The sequence below is a fragment of the Rubripirellula obstinata genome (assembly GCF_001642955.1).
Taxonomy (GTDB): Bacteria; Planctomycetota; Planctomycetia; order Pirellulales; family Pirellulaceae; genus Rubripirellula; species Rubripirellula obstinata.
Genome location: NZ_LWSK01000067.1, coordinates 1 through 20,889 on the forward strand (window position 1 = coordinate 1; position 20,889 = coordinate 20,889).

A 20,889-nucleotide genomic window follows, 5' to 3' on the forward strand; every position below is an offset into this window, starting at 1 on the left:
GGGCGGCAGATCTTTGCCGGTGGCGTCAGCCGCCGGTCCACGGAAAAAGCGAATCCAATAGCCCAGAGGGCGGCAGATTGCCTTCGTTGTGTCGCCCTCCGGGCTAGCGGTTCTTGTCTCAATCATTCCGGTGGCTGACGCCGCCGGCAAAGATGTGTCGGCCTCCGGCCTGTTGAACAGGAATGAAAACTAAACCACGTAAATGCAGTCAACCCCAATGATTTAGCGGCCCAGGCCGACCCCAATCAGCGGATCACGATGATCAATTGGGCGGCGAAGTCGGGGCCGCTACTGAGTGCCATTCCACGCATCGATTCGCGTGACACTTTGGCGAAGTCTAGGTCTGTCAGCGGAGCTGTTTCGCCATTGAGCAAAGTCGCCGATCCCGCACCCGATTTCACCGACGTTGCGTCGATCACGTCAACCGCATTGACCAATTCTAACACAGGTGCTTCGGTAGCGATCGCAAGCGAAACAGAGGCGACGCCATCGCGATCGTCAAACAGGTTGACGTAGAACTGGTCGATGTTTTTCGCGGACGCTTGCAAGTAAACCATCGACACCAATTCGTCTTCACCAAGCCCAACGGTTTGCGAAGCAGTTTCGGCAATTTCGGCGGTCAACGATTTCTCGTTACCACGCCGAATTCCAGCGTTTTTCATCGCACGGCGAACCGCACCCACGATACGACCCGATTCCGTTTGCTTAATCTCAAGCACCATAATCGCGGCTAGCTTGTTCGCGGCAACGTCGTTGCCGATCGAGACGGTGGAATCCAGAACCGAATCAACATTCGGCTGAATCGGTTTCATTGGCATCTCTGCCACTAGGTCTTCCGGTTCGGAAAAACTCTCCGAAGTGTTTTCGGAAACCGCCAAAGCTTCAACCGCTGGTTCTAATGATCGCGGACTTGGTTGAACCATCGGCTGAGGTGAAGACGACGGTTCTGGATCGGCTTTTGAATTTTGTGCGAGCGATAGAGTTTGCTCGTTGACCGAATCACCGCTGTTGGAACTTCGATTAGCGACAAAAACTGCCAATGCAATCGATGCGGCAATCCCGACGATGACCGTTAGCAACCGTCTGTTGTAAGCTCGCGGATTTTCATTTGCCAACGCGACCGGCAAATCTGACCCGGACTGGTTCGCCATTCGCATTAACGGATGATCGTGTCCAACGCCTTCGTCGATCGCACGAATCACCGACGCATCGAGCACTCGATCAGCGAAACCGGAATCCAATCGTTGCCGAGCATCGCGAGCATGCAGTTGCTTCAAAGAATCTCGCTGGAAAGACAGTTGGTCCAGGTGAGCACGCAGCCCATCTGGCTTGGCCTCGCCTTCGTTCTGGATCGCCGACTCGACCTCCGCACGCTCAGCCTCGTCCAGACGATTGTCCAGATAGTCGCTAAGTCGTTCTCGCCAATGCTGTTGGTCAGGACTGATGGCGTTCACCGGCCGATTGTTAAAGTAAGCCCATGCCGAAAATGGTTCCAAAATCCGGGTGGCATGATACCCCGGATCTGTTGTTGGGATGACAAAGGTGCTTGCAAAGTTCCCCAGCCGGGGTCAAGTTCGCAGCAAAACACGTAAAATACTCATCAAAACCGTACTTTTTCTCAAAAAATACGTCAAAACCGTTGCTCACCTGGCCCATTCATCAATGAATCGCTTTGATTACCAGCGCGTCAATCGCGATGTCTACGACAACATGGCGACGGCACAAAACCCGCTTTGTCGGCCAGCGACCGACGCTGAATTGGCAAATCCGCTGCAAACCGTCGATGCGGCCGGCTGGTTGGGAAAATCAATCGCCGGAAAACAGGTCCTATGCTTGGCAGCGGGCGGCGGCCGTCAAAGTTCACTGTATGCCGCCGCCGGCGCTGAAGTGACGGTTATCGACATCAGCCCCGCGATGCTGGAACTGGATCGCCGGGTCGCGGCCCAGCGAAACTTTTCGCTGCGTGTGTTTGAAACAACGATGGAAGACCTTTCGATGTTGGCGGCAAGCTCTTTTGACATCGTCATCCATCCCGTCAGCACGTGCTACGTCCCCGACATCGGCAAAGTGTTCCAACAAGTCGCCAGGGTCACTCGTCCGGGCGGCGTCTATGTTTCGCAGCACAAGCAACCCGGCAGCCTGCAGGCATCGACCGATCGACATCCCGACGGCGGTTATCGAATCGAGCATCGTTACTACCGCGACAATCCAGTGCCTCCGCCAAAACAAATGACCAAGAATACAGGACGGTTAAGAGAAAGCGGCGCGATCGAATACCTGCATCGCTGGGAACAGATTATCGGCGGAATGTGCCAAAGCGGTTTTGTCATCGAAGCGCTAAGCGAACCCAGACATGATCAAGCAGGCCCCAGCAGTCCCTTCGCTGACCGAGCCAGTTTCGTGGCACCCTACGTGCGGATCAAAGCAAGACGCATCGCAAACCCAATCAATGCACCCGGAGGAAACAGAGACTCGACGCCAAAGTTGATTCTGTAATTGAAACAAGTTCCGTATTTGGCGAAAAGTAGGCCGTAGCGAGTAAAGCGAGTTACGGCAGGGCTGCAAAATGCCGTCACTCGCTCCACTCGCTACGGCCTACTTTCGGACAGGTTCCTAAGCTGGACGTTCCCATCAGTGGCCGCGCCAGCGCAGAGGCCGCCTTCATCGGCGCCTTCAACGGGGCGATTCGTATTCACTGCACTGCTGAACGATCGACAGCACTTTTTGGATTACTTCGTCCGGAGTCATGCCGTCGGTTTCGACGATTGTTGCGTCATCGGCGGGACGTAAAGCGCCGACCTCGCGAGCGGTGTCTTCCTTGTCGCGGCGGTTTTGAGTAACCAGGACTTCATCGAGAGGTAAAAACCGACCGGATGCCGACAACTGTTCTTGCCGCCGGCGAGCTCGTTCCTCGGGCGATGCGGTCAGAAAAATTTTGCACTGAGCGTTGGGAAAAACTTCGCTTCCCTGGTCGCGTCCATCCGTCACGATTCCTCGCCCCGCCTCGTTCAGATCACAGGCAATTCTTCGCTGTTGATTCGTAAGCTCGCAACGAATCTCGGGCAAATCGGCGACGAAGTGGATCGCTGATGTGACCGTCGGTGTTCGTATTTCTTGCGACACATCTTGGTCGTTCAAGAAAATTTGTTCGCCTTCCCAACGCAATACAGCAGCACGCGAAAACTCGATCAAGCCGGGAACATCTTCCCATTCCAGGTGCGATCGGATGATGCCCAGCGTGATCGCTCGATACATCGCCCCGGTGTCCAGAAAGTCGAAGTCTAATTCCATCGCCAATCGTTTCGCGATGCTGCTCTTTCCGGCTCCTGCAGGTCCGTCGATGGTTACGATCACTTCAAAAATCTCCGAGATGCTTTACGTTCCGCTCTTGATTGTCTTCCGACGCGCTACTTAATTGTCTTCTGACACGGCAGTGTCGTCGCCACCGCGGATGGCGTCAACGCGACGTGTTAATTCTTCCAAAGCCTGGTCAACTTGGTGCTGCGACGGGTTCGGCGTCGTAGGATTTTTGTCTGGGGTTAATTCTCGCCCACGATATCGGACCTGATAAAACGCCGAAGTCAAAACGGTCAAGGGCTCTGCGGCCTGTGATGCTGAATCCCGCAGAAACTCGTTTGGCGTCTGAGCACTCAAACGCTCAATCCCCAAACGTTTCAACTGGTCCATCGCGATCGCGTAAAAGTCAATCGACGGCCGCGATGCGATGGATCGTGTTTCCAATTTTGAGCGTTTCTTTGCCCAACCATACTGTTTGCGTCGCATCACGGTTCCCAATCCTGCCACCGCGAAGCAAATTCCAATTCCAAGTATCGCCGCTTGCCATGAAAAGTAGTCGTACTTGGCCAAGGATCCGCCACCCAAATCGCCCGCTCGAATCTTGCTAACGGCATTGCTTAGGTGACCAACAAACTGACTGTAGCTTTGGCTCAAAGCACCCGAACCACCTTTGTTTGACAGAACTTGAACCTGCTTATCCGAGTCCATGTCGATGATCAGCCCGTCCCAGATATCTTGGGCTAAATTTAGGACCTGACCTGCGCCGCTGGTTTGATTGCTGTCCACGAACGATGAAGGTGTTGGATCCAACCGCACCCAGTATTGATCGGATCTCGGCTGACCACCACTGATGCGACGTTGATCCAAATCCTGGTGATCGATAAGAGCTTCGACCCAAGCATGCGCGTGCGATTGCCGAGCCAAAAACTGGCCGCCGATCTCACTGAATTCATCGGTCTTGTAACCGACAACAACTCTGGAAGGAATTCCTTGGCTTCGCAACATCATCGCAAGCGCCGAAGCGAAGTACTGGCAATGCCCAACACGATCGACGGAAACAAATTGCTCAATCGGATCCAAACCAACGACAGATTCCGCATTTAGATTCAATGAATACGTGTATCGCTGATTGATAAAGAAATGCTTTTCCAGTGCTTTGGCTAACGCATAATTATTGACCGGCTTATCGGGCGATTTTTTCATCAGACCACGAGCCTCTTGATCGGCGATTTTTGCAATCGTTGGCATTGCTCGACGATCAAATTCAAGCGTTTCCTCTCGGTACAACGACCATCGTTTTTCGGCGTCCGCCTTCATCAATTGTTTTCTGATCGTGCGGGTGAGCGTTTGTTCTGGATCAGAGTTTTGATTGGAATCGAAGCTCTGTTCAATCGAAAGAACCTCCATCGCCAAACCGGAAACAATCGCTTCGCACTGAACACCACCGCGAAACGCATTGGTACCGAACTTGTACGTAATTCGCGGATAGTAGTACTTTTCAGCTTCCCTGCCCAAAGTCCAGCGGTCGCTAACGTGCAATAGATCTCGATTGGAATCGATTTCAAAATACGGTGGAATCGAAAACAGCGACGCGGCGCGCGACGCGGCATACACGATCTCGACATCGATGGAATCCGACGTCAGACCTGTCGCACCTTCGGCGTCAAATCGGGACGGAAAGAATTCTTGCGGCAATCGTTTTTGTCGATTGATTGAACGTCCGCCAATCGCCGACCAAATCGATGAACTGCCGCCGCGCCTGCCAGACGCATCTCCCGTCCGTTCCAGTCGGTAGAGTTCCAAGACAGCGCCGCGAAGGTAGATTCCCGAGATCGGTTGATAGGGTTGGCCGCCGGGCCGCCGCGTCAGCGTAATCCGCGCAGCGACCTGACTGTTCTGTCCCATTTGCCCCATCTGTTCCAGCCGAACTTCTTCGCTGAACCCGACGACGGCTGTTCCACGATTGCTGACGCGACCCGCTTCCGAAGTCCGCGGTAAGGCATAAAAGAAAAATGCCGAAACGATCAGAACCGCCGGCGCAAACGAAATCATCACCACACCTGGCAACCGCTTGCCGACGCTGGCCATCAATTCGCCTGATTCAGCCGCATCGAATTGCACCAGACCTGACTGCGAAGGATCCGATTCAGGTTCAGCGTGCTGATGTGCGCCCAGCAAACGATCAAACTGTCCGTCAACACTGTTCATCGACGTCGCGATCGCCAGCAAAGCCAAAGCCCACAATCCGATGATGCAAATCGGGATCAGAATCAGGCCATAATTCAGAGCGTCGTTAAAGACGGCGGCGACCACCAGTTCCAACAAACAGAAAACGCCAAGCTGTTCGTAAATCCGAATCGTTTTCCTTTGCAGCATCAAGATCGCTTGAACACAAACCAACAACTGCGAAACGGAAATCATTTGATGATTCCCAGGCTGGTCCATGTCCAGAAAATTGGTGATGCAATACAACGCCGCCAAGCCCATCGCAGCATAGGCGGCGACCGGTGGCAGCGAAAAGATGCGTAACCAATCGACAAACAAAAATCCAAAGATCGAAAAGAAGATCGCGATCGCAGGAATGATTTCCGTGTTGGTTCCTGACGCCAAAACCAACCCGCCCAGGCAAGTCAACACAGCGAACGCAAATTGAAGACGCCCGGCTATCCGAGATCCATTCATGACGTGGCTCCCGGTCTGGACATGACCACTTTTTTCTCGGCCACAAACCGGCCGAAATCCGAGGACCGAACATCAATCCATCGCAACACGTTCTGTCGATTCCATACCGCGACCGCTTCCTTCAAACCGGGCTCGCTAAGAATCGCATCATTCATCGATCGCGTGCTGACGACGACTAAATCTTGGCTGCGGCCCACCAACTTTGATGCCATCGCGATTGCGTCAGCTAACTTTGGCGTCTCCACCGCGTCAGTTTCGCTCAACAACTGCAACATCCTTCGTTTTGATAACTCGGCCCCGCCCCGCTGACCGTTACTCTGCACCACCGTTGATACTGATCCAGCGACGGCCAATACAAACCGATTGGACATCAGTTTCTGCATTTGACAAACCAACGAAGCGCAAAGGCAAGCCGCTTTTTCAAACACCGGGTCTTCATGCAGCCAACCGTCCATCGCATCGACGTTTTTGTAAACACCGTTTTCAGATTGACCCGTCCGTTGGTCAAACGCATCCAACAACAAGCAGAGATCAAAGCTTCTCTTTTGCTCGAATTGACGCACCGCGGGAACACCGGTTCGGGCCGTCGTTCGCCAGTGAATCAATTGAGTGCTATCACCCGACCGCCATTCGCGTAGACCAAAAAACTCGCCACGTTCGCCACCACTCCGCTTCACCGAAGTCGAATCACTGCCAACGGTGCTGGTCAAATCGCGGCCCCAGTTTTGTTTTAAAGGCAACAGTCTCGGATAAACGTAAAGCTTTTCCGTCGCCGGAAACACTTTGCAAGCCGTCATCAATGCAAACGGAAAACAGCTTAGCAAACGAATCGGCCCAAGCTGGTACACGCCTCGCTGAGTGATCGTGCAATCGCAATTCGCACAGCGTGTCTGTTTGGGTGGAACGACGCCAACGCCACACACCAACGTTGCGTTGACAAACTTTGAAAAAAACGATGACTTGCTGATCAGGCGATTCCATTTGCCTCCGGTGCTTGGTGTTGTTCTATACGCTGACACATTGTCTTCCACCCGCAGCATCCAGACCGGCAAAAAACGGCTGGTGGATTGAATCTGATAACCGATGCGAAACGGTTTTCCCGCGAACGCTTCGCCGGGCAATCGCCTGGACACTTTTAATTCCTCCAGCGACCGCCGCGACCAACGCCAATGCATCAACAGAATGCCGATGACCAGACCCGCCAGAATCAAAAGCAAGTTGAATCCGCGAAGCGCTCCGCCGATCAGTGCGAACGAACCCACAAACAGAAAATGGACTCCCAACCGCGTCAAGCGATTACGCTGCCATGTCATTCGGCTTGATTTACCAAGATTCAAAGTCTTTTTACCTACACGGGGCGCACAATCATCGAAGTCAAACAGGAACCGGAATCTGCTGCAACAATTCTGTCATTTGCGATTCAACCGTGTCACGCGACGCGCCCTGGAAAATCCCATCTGGCAAAACTCGGTGCGACAAAACTGGGATTGCCAGCGCCTTGATGTCGTCGGGCGTGACGAAGTCTCGTCCGTCGGTGATCGCGTGTGCCTGGCAGCCGCGGTAAAAACTAAGCGCCCCGCGAGTACTGACGCCGACTTGGAATCCGTCGTGGTCACGTGTCGCTTCGACCAAGTCCAATAAGTATTCGACCAGTGAATCGTCCACCTTAACGTTTCGGACTTCCGATTGAGCCCCAAGGATTCCGTCGGTCGAAACGACTGGCTGCAGCGTATCGACGGGTTCGCCCATCCGGTGCGATTTAAAAACCTGACGCTCGATCACCCGATCTGGATACCCGATCGACGTCCGCAGTAAAAAACGATCTAGCTGGCTTTCGGGCAACAAGTACGTGCCCTCAAACTCGAATGGGTTTTGGGTCGCCACAACAATAAACGGCTTGGGCAATTCGTGGGTGACGCCGTCAATCGACACGCTGCCCTCGCTCATCGCTTCCAACAAAGCTGATTGAGTCCGCGGTGGTGCTCGGTTGATTTCGTCAGCCAAAACGACGTTCGCAAAGATCGGCCCGCGAGTAAACTCGAACTCATGCTGGTCGCTGCGATAGATCACGCTGCCGGTAATGTCGCTGGGCAGCAAGTCAGGCGTAAACTGTAATCGCGAAAACGATCCATTGATGCTGTGCGCGAGCGCCTTGGCCGCTAACGTTTTGCCAACGCCGGGAACGTCTTCCAGTAACGCGTGTTCACCGGCCAGCAAAGCGGTGACCAGCATTTGGACGACATCGGGCTTCCCCAACACGACTCGCTCAATATTCTGTCTAAGCAACCGAGAAATCTCGAACGCATCTTGCGGCATGGTTTTGGTTAGCGACTGAGTTGAGTAGAAAGTTGCAGGATAAGATCGTGCTGGGAAACGACATCATACCGATTTCACCAAACTAGACAGTGCCGAGGAGCACGGAAGTTGCATGGCAAATCAAAACAATCATAAAAACTTTACTTACGCAATCATCGGCAGCGGTGCGTTGGGCGGACTTTACGGTGGAATGTTGGCCAATGCCGGTTTCGAGGTCCATTTTCTGCTGCATCGAGATTTTGAACATGTTCAAGAAAATGGTTTTCAAGTGGAATCGCATTGGGGCGACTTCCATTTGCCCGCCGCCTCGATTGCCGATCGAATTCACGCAAGTCCAGAAACAATGCCCGCCTGTGACGTCACGATCATCGGCTTAAAAACGACCAACAATCATTTGCTCAGCACACTGCTGCCCGCGCCGACCGCCGATGGTGGTGTTGTCTTGGTGCTGCAAAACGGACTTGGGATCGAATCCGATGCCGCTGCGGTCGTCAACCAAATCGGTAATCAATCAAACGAAGCATCGCGTGTGTTGACCGGGTGTTGTTTTCTATGCAGCAATAAAATCGCCCCCGGCCACATCCGTCACCTGGACCAAGGTCGAATCGTGTTCGGCGATTGGCAAGACTGTGATGGCCTGCAACGTTCTGAGGAATCAAAAAAGACTTCGTTGGACCGCCCCAAATCGATCAGTCCAATCGCAAAGCAAATCGAAGCGGACTTTCATGCCGCCGGAATTGAGGCTCAGACGACCGATGATATGCTGCTGACTCGCTGGCGAAAACTGCTGTGGAACATCCCATTCAATGGTCTGTCCGTCATTCTAAATGCATCATCAAAAGAACTGATTGACGACGAAGACGCCGCGCGGCTGGCGCGATTGTTGATGTTGGAAGTCCAGCGCGGCGCGGCGGCTTGCGGCGTCACAATTCCTGATGAAATGATCGAGAAAACGCTCGAAGTGACACGCACAATGGTGCCCTACGACAGCAGCATGCGACTGGATTACCTGGCGAATCGGCCCATGGAAATTGAATCACTGTTCTGGGCACCCGTGCATGCGGCAGCCAATGCAGGTTGTGAAATGCCAATGACCCGGGCGCTCGCGTTGCAGTTAGGTTTTCTGCAGCGAAGGTAGACTGGCGCTGGAAAGCACTGCTAAGGAACGTACGACTTTTTAGAGTCGCGTTTCGCTCGGGACGTTGCATCAGTTACTGCGCGTTAGGCCGGGAGGGCCGGCAGCTCCCTGCCGGGTGCGCGAGCACCCGGATGGCTGCACCACATCAATTCTCTGTAACCAATTCTCTGGCTCGGTTTCGCGGCTACGCCGCGAAACCGAGCCAGAGAATTGGTGAGATAGAACGCTGCCATCCGGGGATTTACATCCCCGGCAGAGAGCTTCCGTCCCGCCGGGACTATTCACCAGCGTTATGATCGCCCTATGAGATTTCTAAAAATGTAGCCAAACCGGTGCGTAAAGCTTGACCTCGGCTGGTCACCCATTTTTACTGGGGCGGTAAACTTTTGTTCCCTGACCGTCCTCTTTGATTCGATCGAAACCCATGAACGCGCCCAACGGCCCCAATACCGATCTGTCGCAACAAGTCCGACGGACCGATATGGAACAGTTCGTTGAATTCGAGGTGCATGGACAAAGGTACGCATTCCCGATCGGCAAGATTCGCGAAATCGTGATGCTGCAAAACGTCACGCCTACGCCTCAGGTCGCTGCCTATGTCGATGGTGTCAGCAATCTGCGCGGATCCATCATTCCGATCTTGAACCTGCGAGTCCTGTTTGGATTCGACGCGAAACCGGTTGACGATGAAACGCGAACGATCGTGGTCAACGTGGGCGACAAAACCATGGGATGCACCGTAGACGCGGTGAATCAAGTCTTGCGAGTCGAAAAAGATTCTATCGGGCCGGCACCCGAAACAATTACCGCAGACGGCCGGAACTACATCAGTAATTTCGTCAAAGTGGATGATCGGTTGGTCATCGTGCTGGACGTTGATCAGTTGCTAAGCATCGAAAACTTAGAACACATCAAAGACGTTGACCTTACTCTTTAAGAACAATCACAACTTTAAGCTTCACTGCAACTTGTTATGGCAAAAAAATCAGTTCGTCGTCCCGCCGCGTCAAGCAAACCACGTGCTGCCTCAGGTCGCGCTGCATCCAGTAACGCATCGCTTCAGCAGCAGCTCGCGGAAATGAAGGCTCTGACCGAGGCGATCAACAAGTCGCAAGCGACGATTGAATTCAACCTGGACGGAACCATCGTGACCGCCAATTCAAACTTCTTGTCGGCGATGGGTTACACGCTTGAAGAAGTGCAGGGCAAACACCACCGAATTTTCGTCGACTCGGACTACGCCGCCAGCAACGAATACAAACAGTTCTGGGAAACACTGCAAACCGGTTCCTACCTGCAAGGCGAATACCCACGCGTCGCAAAGGATGGCAGCCCGGTTTGGATCTTTGGTTCGTACAATCCAATCCTGGATCCCAAGGGCAATCCAACCAAGGTCATCAAGATCGCCAACGACGTAACGCAGCGTGTTCAGTTGCAAGAAATTGCCGACCGCCAACACGAACAATCTCGGCAATTGACCAGCGAAGTCATCGAGTGCGCCAACGAATTTGCCGAAGGCGCACGCGTGATCGCCGAATCCAGCGCCACGCTAAGCGACGGAGCCCAATCGCAAGCAGCATCCGTTGAACAAATGACCGCATCGATTGACGAACTTAGCGGATCGATTCAAAAAATATCCACCAGCACCACCGAATCTCGCGACCAAGCCTTGCAAACAACCGACATGGCGTTGGAGGGTGGAAAAGCAGTCGCCGAAGCACTCAACGCGATGCTGCTGATCGAAAAATCAAGCGAACAGATTTCTGAGATTATCCAGGTGATTAGCGAAATCGCCAGCCAAACCAACCTGCTGGCACTCAACGCAGCGATCGAAGCAGCCAGAGCGGGCGAGCACGGATTGGGATTCGCTGTGGTCGCCGACGAGGTCCGTAAACTGGCCGAACGATCCAGCGAAGCGGCCAAGGAAATCACCGGCCTGATCAAAGAATCGTCGCGACGTGTTGGCGAGGGAGCCGACCTGTCCAAACGCGTCGGAACTTCGCTCGAGCAAATTGTCAGCGCGGTTGAAAAATCAGCCGAACGTATTTCCGAAATCTCAGACCAGACCGACATGCAATCCGCCAGCGCGACTCAGGTGCAACAAGGTGTCAAGGTGATTTCAGACACCACCGAATCCAACGCCGCCAGCAGCGAAGAACTCGCAGCCAGCGCGGAGGAATTAACGGCACAGGCAAGAACGCTGCAGGATCTAGTCGCGAAGTATCAGTTATAAAAATACAGCGTTTGTGATGCACTTCTCCCTCCGGGAGAGGTGCGTCACAATGAAAACAGTGCTGAGGAACAATCAAATAACTGCATGAACGCGCCGCCGTGAAGGTAAACGGTGGCGTTCACCAAGAAGCATTGTAAACATGGCCGGAAAGTATCCTGCCTAAAACTATCCCGAAGGAATTCCGGAATTGATCACGCTCACGGAAGAACAGTTCAAGCGATTTCAAGCGCTTATTTACAAGCACAGTGGAATCCGACTGGACGACCGCAAGCAAACTCTGTTGCGCAGCCGATTGCAACGTCGATTGCGACAGATCGATATGGATGACGTTGACCAGTATTACCGAATCGTAACCACGCCCAATCGCAGAGATGAATTGCAAGCCTTGATCGACGTCGTCACCACGAACGAGACTTCGTTTTTTCGGACCGAAAGCCATTTCCAATGGTTTAGCGATTCGTTCTTGATGGATGCGATCCGCGATGGAAAAAAAGGCTTGCGGCAAAAATCGTTGCGGTTGTGGTCGGCAGCATGTTCGGTCGGTGCCGAGCCCTACACGCTGCTGTTCTGCATGCACGAAAAACGAGCCGTCTTGGATGGTTGGAACATTGAAATCCTGGCCTCGGATCTCAGCACCGACACACTTGCAACTGCCCAATCAGGTCGTTTTAAAAAACGTTTGATCGACGGCCTGGACGATAAGCAAACCAAACGATTCTTTCGCGAAATCGAAGGCTTTCAACCTGAATACGAAGTACGACCTGAATTCGCCGAGAAGATTGACTTCTTCCAACACAACCTAATGGATCGACTTCGCAAGCCACCGATGGATTGCATTTTCCTGCGAAACGTTTTGATCTACTTCGATGACGTGTCCAAGCAGAAAGTCATTGCCAACATTGCCGAAACTCTGGTGCCGGGCGGGTACTTAGTGATCGGTCCATCCGAAGGAATTTACGGCTTGGACAATCCGCTGACGAAAATTTCCACGTTCCTGTATCAAAAACCACCGATTGAGAAGACGTGAGCAGCGATACGCCCCCCAATCGTCCAGGCGATTCTGACGACAGCTTCCACAGCGATGATCTGTCGCAGTATTTGCAGATGTACGTCGATGAAACCGAGGAACAACTCGATGATCTCGTCGAGACGATGTTGGTGTTGGAGGTCGATCCGCAAGACGAAGCTTCATTAGCCGCTGCGTTCCGATTATTGCATTCGATGAAGGGTGCGGCCGGGATGATGGGGTTCGATCAGATCACGGTTCTGACCCATCACCTGGAAACACGATTCGAACGATTGAGAACCGGACGCATCAGCCTGGACCGCGTGACGATGAATTTGACGCTGCGGTGCATCGATTTTTTGCGGGAATGCAACGATCGACTTCGCGACGACACGCAATTGGCCACACCGGACATTCTGCTGCAAGAATTGCGTGAATTGGAAGAGAAGACTGAAAAGGAATTGAGTGCTGAAACGTCTGAATCAAGTGATGAAGTTGCTGAGGCCCCAGCGGAACCGCCGGTTACACCGGAGCCTGAGCCGGTCGTCACGCCGAATCAAGACGTTGATCTTGGAACCCACTATCACGTGGTAGTGTCGATCGATCCGAACGTGACTCTAAAAGAGATTGTCGCTCGCGCCGTCGTTTCCGCCTTGGACAACGTTGGCGATATCAAGGCGACGCGTCCCGAATTTGATCAGTTGGACGACTGTGAAGATTTGGATGTCTTTGATGTCATCTTGTTTACTGAACTTTCACCCAATCAGGTTTTGCAGTCTGCATTGATCGATGGAGTCGTCGAAATAGACGTGCGATTGCCGCGTGACGAATCCTCGCCGCCGCTGGCGACGACCCGGTCCGCCGAAATTCCGGCAACCGAAACACCGAAAAACGATGACGTGGCAACCCATGAAGAGACGGAACAACCGCCGGTCACCGAGACTGCACCACCAGAAACGATGCAGTCCGAATTGCCACCGTCCGAACCTGCGGAAAGTCAGCCGGCAGGTGACAAGCCGATTCGCCCGACCAAGCAGGGCGAAACGATGCGAGTCGACATTGACCGGTTGGACAACTTGATGAGTCTGGCGGGTGAATTGGTCGTCAATCGGGCTCAGTTTGTTCAGGTCACCGAAGACCTTAGCACGGGAATTCGGCAGGCCGCGGGCGTTCATACGACTCGGCAATTACGAGAAACGCTTTCTCGAACGATTGAACGAATGAAGTCTGAAAACACAAGTGCATCCTCAAGTTGGAACGCGTCGATCCACGAACTTGAATCGAGCCTGGACTTGCTCGGTCAGCATCAGGCACAAATGGAAGAAAGTCGTCGCAATTTTGGACGACTTGATGAGGCGATTGATCAACTTTCCCGCGTCAGCGATTCGCTGCAACGCGGCGTCCTGGGCACGCGAATGGTTCCCGTCAGCCCGCTGTTCAATCGTTTCAAACGCGTCGTCAGAGACCTGTCGGTTGATCGTGATAAACAGGTCACGCTGGTGCTGGACGGCGAGAAAACCGAACTGGATAAGCGAATGATCGACGCGCTCGGCGATCCGCTGGTACACCTGGTTCGCAATTCGGTTGATCATGGATTAGAAAGTCCCGAAGTTCGCAAAGCGGCTGGCAAGCCAACCGAAGGCACCGTGTCCCTTTCGGCTCAACATCGCGGCAACCATGTTTACATCACCATCGAAGACGATGGCAGTGGTATCGATGACGTGAAAATCCGAAAGCGGTTGGTCGATCGCAACATTTTGTCGGTCGAAGCAGCAGCAAGCCTTAGCCGACAAGACGCGATCGAGTACATCTGGCACCCCGGATTCAGCACGGCTGAAAAGGTAACCGACGTTTCTGGTCGCGGTGTGGGAATGGACATCGTCAAATCGCGGATCGCTGAATTGGCGGGAACGATCGAGACCGAAAGCGAACTGGGACACGGCACGACATTCACTTTAAAATTACCGCTGACGTTGGCAATCATCAGCAGCTTGTTGGTCGAAATTCGCGGCATCGTGTTTGCAATTCCAAAAGACGATGTGCGAGAGATTGTGCAAGTGAACGCTGGTAACGTGATCTCCGTTGGCCAACGTCGAACGTTCGAGGTTCGTGGCGATTACCTGCCGCTGATTTCCGTCGATGAACTTTTCGATTGGAACCAACCGACCATACCGCCGGGTAAATCAAACGGCCCAACCGAAGTGGTGATTTTGCATTCAGGTGGCCGAACGATGGGACTGGAACTTGATCGCGCTATCGGCAGCCAGGATGTCGTGATCAAGTCGCTGGCCGAGAATTTTGTTAGTATCGATGGACTCGCGGGGGCAAGCATTTTGGGCAACGGCAGTGTTGCCCTGATGTTAGACGTCGCCGCGATGCTTAAAATGGCAGTGAGCTTGAAGTCACGTCCCGTTCCTACCGCAAAACTTCCAACTTGAATACAAAAATCCATTCCGTTCGGATGGGAGAAATCGGCGTCGGACAATCTGGCGATACGCTGGTCACGTTGCTGGGGTCGTGCGTTGCAGTCGTTCTGTTCGACCCGAATGCCAAGAAGGCAGCCTTGGCACATATCCAGCTTCCGGCCTCGTCAAGTTCCCCTCCAGTAACCAATCCGGCAACCAACCTGGTAACCAACACAGACGCAGCAATTGATACGGCTGGCAAGTACGCCGACACGGCGATCCCGGCATTGATGCGAGAGTTTTCGACCCTGAACCGATCGCAGTTGATCGTTCACTTGGCCGGCGGTGCTGACATGTTCAAAACTTCTCGATTGTTAACGGTCGGTAAACTGAATGTCCAGGCAGCCGAGCGTTTGCTTGGGCAATTGAATCTGTCGATCGTCAGTCACGACTGCGGCGGACCGCTCGCCAGACGCGTGCGTTTTGAAGTCAGCACGGGCATGATGCTCGTCGAAAAAGTTGAAAAGCCAACGGAGTTAAACACTTGAACCAAACTGAACCTGATCCGCCAGACTTGCGAATTCTGATCGTCGATGATTCGGCGTTGTACCGTCAAGCGATTACCGCAGCGCTGCGTGAGGTCGATGGTGTCCAGATTGTGGGAACGGCGAAAGATGGTCAAGAAGCGATCGAAAAGATCGAGTTGCTAAAGCCTGATCTGTTAACGCTGGATGTTGAAATGCCGATCATGAATGGCATTGAAACGCTACGCGAAATGAATCGACTGCGTTTATCGGCTCGTGCGATCATGGTCAGTTCGCTGACGGAAGCTGGTGCGAAGGTAACGTTGGACGCGTTGTATGAAGGTGCCTTCGACTTCATCGCTAAACCGTCAGGCGGTCTGTTCGAGACCCGAGCAATTTTGCAGGTGGCTTTGGCCGAGAAGTTCGACGCGTTCCGTTCCCATCAAAGCACTGCTGGCGTTTTGAAAAAGATTGCACGGTCCTCAATCGCCCAACCATCGTCTGGTGGAGGGAACGATGCAGACCAACCATGCCGCATGGTGGTGATTGGAACTTCCACCGGTGGCCCCAAAGCGCTTCGATTTGTTTTGCCACGTTTCGACGCGGACTTTCCCGTGCCGATTGTGGTCGTGCAGCACATGCCGCCCGACTACACCGGCATGATGGCTCGGCGAATGAACGAAGAATGCAACTTGCCCGTCGTCGAAGTCGCCGAGCGGCAAGCAATCCTGCCCGGCACGATCTACATCGCTCCCGGCGGAAAGCATTTGCAGTTCACTTCGACCGCCGGCGCGATCACAGGTCATCTAACTGACGATCCGCCGGAAAATAGTTGTCGCCCCGCCGTCGATTACACGCTCCGCAGTGCCGTTGATGTCACCGACGGACAAGCCTTGGCGGTCATCATGACCGGCATGGGCAAAGACGGAATGCTGGGCTGCCAACGATTGAAGGACTGCGGCGGAACCGTTTACACACAAGACGCCGAATCAAGTGCGGTGTACGGGATGCCGAAATCCGTCGTCGATGCAGGCTTATCCGATCGCGAACTTCCGCTCGGCAAGATCGCCGCCGCGGTCACCCGCCACGTGTACCGGCGTCAGGCGGCAAATCGCTCAACCAAAACCGGTGGCACCCGAAAAAGCGAACAGGAGAATCAACTATGAATGCTCCGGCGACTCCAGAGAAACCCTCTGCAACACCGATCGGCAACGGGATCGATGTTTTAATTGCCGAAGATAATCGTTTGCAGGCCAAGATCTTAGAAGATCGCTTGATCAAATCTGGCTACACGGTTCGTGTTGGTCGTGATGGCCAAAAAGCATTCGATCTTGCCAAAGAAAAACGACCTGACATTATCGTGTCAGACATCGAGATGCCACACATGACGGGCCATGAACTGTGCCGAGCCATTAAGTCCGACCCAGAACTCCGCAGCGTTCCGCTGATTCTGCTTTCGACGCTTTCGGAACCAGAAGACATTATCAAAGGCTTGGACTGCGGAGCCGACAACTACGTCACCAAACCCTACCGTCCGGCTTACTTGATCAGCCGCATGGATTCGCTGCTACACACTTCAATCGAAGAACGCGAAGAAGATATCCTGGAACTGGAAGTCACACTGGTCGGAACGGTCTACAAAGTGCGATCAGGCCGCCAACAGGTCTTGAACTTGCTGGTGTCCACCTTTGAAAATGCAGTCGAGAAAAACCAAGAACTGCTGCGATACAACGAAGACCTGACCATCGCAAAGGAAACACTCGCCAAGTCAAATCGTTCGCTCGAAGACATGAACGGCCGGATGACACGCGACCTGGACGCGGCAGCCAAAATCCAACAATCATTGCTGCCATCGAAAACCGTTGAAACCGATCGAGCGGACTTTGCTTGGAAGTATCTGCCCTGCGATGAATTGGCCGGCGACTTCTTGAACTACTTTCGGCTTGACGAAGACCATGTCGCCCTTTTTGTCGTCGATGTCAGCGGTCACGGTGTCGCATCATCGTTGTTGTCGGTGACCGTCGGCCGCGTGATGTCACCCGACGTCGGATCATCGTCTTTGTTGACCAGCGTTGGCCCAGGCGGCGAAGTCGTCATCACACCGCCCGCCCAAGTGGCAGCGGAATTGAATCGTCGGTTTCCCATGGAAGACCAAGGCCATCTGTATTTCACGATGGTCTACGCAGTGCTGAACCTGAAAACCTTGCAGCTACGCTACGCATCCGCCGGGCACGAAGCAATGGTGCATCTTCCCAAAGACGCGCCGCCAAAATTGTTGCATGCCGAAGGGTTCGCGATCGGTTGGATGGAAGACATCGTGTACGACGAAACCGTCGTGCAATTGTCCCCCGGCGACCGCCTGTACCTGTACAGCGACGGCATCCCTGAAGCACTCGACGCCGACCTGGAAGAATACGACAACGACCGCATGCTACAACTAATGCAACGCTGCCGATCCGAATCAATCGGCAACAGCGTCGAAACCATCTGCACCGAAATCAAACACTGGTGCCGAATCAACGGCCCCCGCGACGACATTTCAATCCTAGGCGTCGACCTAAAACCGTGAAACGGAATAAATCTCGTTCTACGGGCTAGCTCTCGCCAAAGACGAAATCGGTGCCGTTGAAATCGACTGTGACTGTCGAGCCTTCGGGGTAGTCGTTCTTTAGCAGCGATGTTGCCAGTGGATTTTGGATCTCGCGTTGGATCACTCGTTTTAGCGGGCGTGCTCCGTAGGCTGGGTCGTATCCGACTGCGGCTACTTCGTCGATCGCTGCGTCGGTGACTTCTAGGTTCAATCCGTTTGCCGTTAGACGGCTTTCCAAATGCTGAAGCTGCAATCCGACGATGCGTCTGATTTCATCTTTTTTGAGCGGATGAAAAATGACGATGTCGTCGATTCGGTTTAAGAACTCTGGTAAGAACTTGGTCTTCAAAATTTCTTGCACCGATTGTTGCATCTCTTCATCGCTGCCGCCTTCCTCGGCAATTCGGCTGATCACGGGACTGCCCGCGTTGCTGGTCATGACGACGACGGTGTTGGTAAAGTCAACGGTACGACCATGACCATCGGTCAGCCGACCATCATCGAGCAGTTGCAACAGAATGTTGAAAACATCCGGATGCGCCTTTTCCATTTCATCCAACAACAACACGCAGTACGGACGACGGCGAACGGCTTCGGTTAGCTTTCCGCCTTCTTCGTAACCGACGTATCCGGGCGGTGCTCCGATTAGACGCGACACGCTATGCCGTTCCATGAATTCACTCATGTCGATCCGAACCATCGCTGATTCATCGTCAAACATCACTTGTGCGAGCGCTTTGCAAAGCTCGGTTTTACCGACACCCGTTGGACCGAGAAACAGGAACGAACCGATCGGCCGACCGGCATCCTGCAAACCGCTACGGCTGCGGCGGACGGCATCGGAAACTGCAACAACAGCTTCGTTTTGCCCGATCACTCGTTGGTGCAAACGTTCCTCCATCACCAACAACTTCGCCCGCTCGGTTTCCAGCATTCGAGTGACGGGAACACCGGTCCAAACGCTGACCACCTCGGCAATCTCTTCATCGGTCACGTCACGGCGCAGCAACCGCCGGCCCTGCGGCTGATCAGTTTCAGCGTCAGAGTCTGCGTTAGTGTCTGCGTCGGCCGCTTGTTCGACCGCGTCGAGTCGCGACTGTAATTTGGCCAGCGTTTCACGAACGGTCAACATTTCGCGGTAGACCTCTTCAGGACTCTCACCGCGCAGTTGCTTCTCTTTTGCCTCGGTATCAAGCTTGGCAAAACGATGCTCGTACTGTTCGACTTCTTGACGGATCGATTGCACGTCGTCCAGGCCGATCTTTTCCGCTTCCCACTGTTCGCGCAGGCTGGCCAGTTCGTGGGTCAACTCCTGCATTTCGGATTCAACATCGCCACGTTTTTCGACGGCCGAAGATTCCGTTTCATCGACAAGCTGTCGATGAGCTAATTCGAGCTGTCGCAAACGTCGTTGAATACGATCGATGGGCTCAGGAACACTTTCCTTCTCCATCGCCAAACGGCTGGCCGCTTCGTCGATCAGATCGATCGCTTTGTCCGGCAAGAAACGATCGGCGATGTAACGGTTCGACAAATTGGCAGCCGCGACCAACGCATTGTCAGTGATGCGAACGCCGTGATGCGATTCATAACGAGATTTCAATCCACGCAAAATCGCAATGGTGTCATCGACGGTGGGTTCGCCAACAAAGACGGGTTGAAAACGTCGTTCCAGTGCCGCATCTTTTTCAATGTGCTGACGATACTCGTCCAGCGTCGTTGCTCCGATGCAACGCAGCGCACCGCGAGCCAATTCAGGCTTCAACAAGTTCGCTGCGTCCGCGGACCCTTCGGCTTTTCCGGCCCCCACGACCAAGTGCAGTTCGTCGATGAACAGCACGACTTGACCGTCGCTGTCTTTGACTTCTCGCAAAACAGACTTCAAGCGTTCTTCAAAATCACCGCGGAATTTGGCACCCGCAACCAACGCTCCCATGTCCAACGACACGACGCGTTTGTCTTTCAGGCTTTGCGGCACGTCGCCTTCAAAAATGCGCAGCGCCAGCCCTTCAGCGATGGCAGTTTTACCAACGCCTGGTTGACCAATCAGAACGGGATTGTTCTTGGTCCGCCGTGATAGAACTTGAATAACCCGGCGAATTTCGTTGTCTCGTCCAATGACGGGATCCAACTTTCCGGCGGCTGCCAATAGCGTTAAGTCGATGCCGTACTTTTCCAGCGCCTGGTACGTGTCTTCGGCATTTTGATCGGTGACACGCGCCGATCCGCGCACTTCGCTCATCGCTTTCAGCACGTCATCAGTGGTAACGCTCATCAGATCCAGCAAGTTCTTTGCCTTACTGTCCGCCTTGGTCATGCCCAACAACAAGTGCTCGGTCGCGACATATTCATCCTTCAGCGATGCCGCTGAATCGGCGGCCGCGTCAAACGTCTTTTGAAGCGTTGCAGCGATCCCGGGCTGGCGACCACCGGAAACCGATGGCAAGCGTTCCACTTCGCTGGCGACCATTTTGGAAAGATTGGCAACGTCCACATGCAATTTAGAAAGCAGTGGCAGTGTGATGCCGTCTTTTTCGTCCAGCATCGAAGCCAGTAGTTGAAGCGGATCAATTTCCGGGTTGCCTGCGGATGCAGATCGGGCCTGCGCCTCGGCGACGAGAGCTTGGGCTTTTGTTGTCAGTTTATCGAATCGAAATACCATTGGCAGTGTTCTCCTTTGTTAACAGCAGTGAAAGCA

Annotated in this window: 15 protein-coding genes; 9 read left to right on the plus strand and 6 right to left on the minus strand. The window is 53.6% G+C overall.

Going from position 1 to position 20,889, the window contains the following annotated elements; translation table 11 throughout:
• Nucleotides 1-245: 245 nt before the first annotated feature.
• Complete coding sequence (locus tag RC85_RS16185; RefSeq protein ID WP_068264703.1) at nt 246-1,454, minus strand: anti-sigma factor family protein; 1,209 nt, start codon at nt 1,452-1,454, stop codon at nt 246-248.
• Nucleotides 1,455-1,710: 256 nt separating this feature from the next.
• Here RC85_RS16185 and RC85_RS16190 point away from each other — a divergent pair, with 256 nt between their 5' ends.
• On the plus strand, nt 1,711-2,496 hold the full coding sequence (locus tag RC85_RS16190) for a class I SAM-dependent methyltransferase (protein WP_084422744.1): 786 nt from the start codon (nt 1,711-1,713) through the stop codon (nt 2,494-2,496).
• Nucleotides 2,497-2,673: 177 nt separating this feature from the next.
• Here RC85_RS16190 and cmk read toward each other — a convergent pair whose 3' ends face one another.
• The 4 genes from cmk to RC85_RS16210 all read right to left on the minus strand — a co-directional run bounded on the left by cmk (nt 2,674) and on the right by RC85_RS16210 (nt 8,250).
• Nucleotides 2,674-3,354 carry a (d)CMP kinase gene (gene cmk, locus RC85_RS16195; protein ID WP_068264704.1) on the minus strand — a complete coding sequence of 227 codons (681 nt, stop codon included), beginning with the start codon at nt 3,352-3,354 and terminating at the stop codon, nt 2,674-2,676.
• A 57-nt stretch (nt 3,355-3,411) separates the two neighbouring features.
• Nucleotides 3,412-5,979, minus strand: coding sequence for a transglutaminase TgpA family protein (locus RC85_RS16200; RefSeq protein WP_068264705.1), 2,568 nt, complete (start codon nt 5,977-5,979; stop codon nt 3,412-3,414).
• Nucleotides 5,976-7,292, minus strand: a complete 1,317-nt coding sequence (locus RC85_RS16205) for a DUF58 domain-containing protein (RefSeq protein ID WP_068264706.1) — start codon at nt 7,290-7,292, stop codon at nt 5,976-5,978. The genes RC85_RS16200 and RC85_RS16205 overlap by 4 nt, the downstream gene beginning before the upstream one ends.
• Nucleotides 7,293-7,353: 61 nt before the next feature.
• Complete coding sequence (locus RC85_RS16210) at nt 7,354-8,250, minus strand: AAA family ATPase (RefSeq protein ID WP_068264729.1); 897 nt, start codon at nt 8,248-8,250, stop codon at nt 7,354-7,356.
• 157 nt (nt 8,251-8,407) lie between these two features.
• Between RC85_RS16210 and RC85_RS16215 the strand changes: the two genes are divergently transcribed.
• From RC85_RS16215 to RC85_RS16250, 8 genes are all read left to right on the plus strand, one after another.
• Nucleotides 8,408-9,433: a 2-dehydropantoate 2-reductase gene (locus tag RC85_RS16215; RefSeq protein WP_068264707.1), complete on the plus strand. Its 1,026-nt coding sequence runs from the start codon at nt 8,408-8,410 to the stop codon at nt 9,431-9,433.
• Nucleotides 9,434-9,857: 424 nt separating this feature from the next.
• Nucleotides 9,858-10,370 (plus strand): chemotaxis protein CheW, encoded by a 513-nt coding sequence (locus RC85_RS16220; RefSeq protein ID WP_068264709.1) that lies wholly within the window; start codon nt 9,858-9,860, stop codon nt 10,368-10,370.
• 36 nt (nt 10,371-10,406) lie between these two features.
• Nucleotides 10,407-11,666, plus strand: a complete 1,260-nt coding sequence (locus RC85_RS16225; RefSeq protein ID WP_068264711.1) for a methyl-accepting chemotaxis protein — start codon at nt 10,407-10,409, stop codon at nt 11,664-11,666.
• A 187-nt stretch (nt 11,667-11,853) separates the two neighbouring features.
• Nucleotides 11,854-12,693, plus strand: a complete 840-nt coding sequence (locus tag RC85_RS16230; RefSeq protein ID WP_068264713.1) for a CheR family methyltransferase — start codon at nt 11,854-11,856, stop codon at nt 12,691-12,693.
• Complete coding sequence (locus RC85_RS16235) at nt 12,690-15,110, plus strand: chemotaxis protein CheA (protein WP_084422742.1); 2,421 nt, start codon at nt 12,690-12,692, stop codon at nt 15,108-15,110. The genes RC85_RS16230 and RC85_RS16235 overlap by 4 nt, the downstream gene beginning before the upstream one ends.
• Nucleotides 15,107-15,625: a chemotaxis protein CheD gene (locus RC85_RS16240; RefSeq protein WP_149753023.1), complete on the plus strand. Its 519-nt coding sequence runs from the start codon at nt 15,107-15,109 to the stop codon at nt 15,623-15,625. The genes RC85_RS16235 and RC85_RS16240 overlap by 4 nt, the downstream gene beginning before the upstream one ends.
• Nucleotides 15,622-16,767, plus strand: coding sequence for a protein-glutamate methylesterase/protein-glutamine glutaminase (locus tag RC85_RS16245; RefSeq protein WP_068264716.1), 1,146 nt, complete (start codon nt 15,622-15,624; stop codon nt 16,765-16,767). Before RC85_RS16240 ends, RC85_RS16245 begins: the two co-directional genes overlap by 4 nt.
• The gene (locus tag RC85_RS16250; RefSeq protein ID WP_068264717.1) at nt 16,764-18,170 is read left to right on the plus strand and encodes a SpoIIE family protein phosphatase; all 1,407 of its coding nucleotides are present in this window, start codon (nt 16,764-16,766) and stop codon (nt 18,168-18,170) included. The genes RC85_RS16245 and RC85_RS16250 overlap by 4 nt, the downstream gene beginning before the upstream one ends.
• Before the next feature lie 25 nt (nt 18,171-18,195).
• Here the strand turns inward: RC85_RS16250 and clpB are convergent, their stop codons facing one another.
• Complete coding sequence (gene clpB, locus RC85_RS16255; RefSeq protein ID WP_068264719.1) at nt 18,196-20,853, minus strand: ATP-dependent chaperone ClpB; 2,658 nt, start codon at nt 20,851-20,853, stop codon at nt 18,196-18,198.
• Between the last annotated feature and the right edge of the window lie 36 nt (nt 20,854-20,889).

Bases quoted from the DNA above. Each gene is read 5' to 3' on its own strand.
- RC85_RS16190 (WP_084422744.1), top strand. From the start codon at position 1,711: ATGGCGACGGCACAAAACCCGCTTTGTCGGCCAGCGACCGACGCTGAA.
- RC85_RS16200 (WP_068264705.1), bottom strand. From the start codon at position 5,979: ATGAATGGATCTCGGATAGCCGGGCGTCTTCAATTTGCGTTCGCTGTG.
- RC85_RS16205 (WP_068264706.1), bottom strand. From the start codon at position 7,292: ATGACATGGCAGCGTAATCGCTTGACGCGGTTGGGAGTCCATTTTCTG.
- RC85_RS16215 (WP_068264707.1), top strand. From the start codon at position 8,408: ATGGCAAATCAAAACAATCATAAAAACTTTACTTACGCAATCATCGGC.
- RC85_RS16220 (WP_068264709.1), top strand. From the start codon at position 9,858: ATGAACGCGCCCAACGGCCCCAATACCGATCTGTCGCAACAAGTCCGA.
- RC85_RS16225 (WP_068264711.1), top strand. From the start codon at position 10,407: ATGGCAAAAAAATCAGTTCGTCGTCCCGCCGCGTCAAGCAAACCACGT.
- RC85_RS16250 (WP_068264717.1), top strand. From the start codon at position 16,764: ATGAATGCTCCGGCGACTCCAGAGAAACCCTCTGCAACACCGATCGGC.
- clpB (WP_068264719.1), bottom strand. From the start codon at position 20,853: ATGGTATTTCGATTCGATAAACTGACAACAAAAGCCCAAGCTCTCGTC.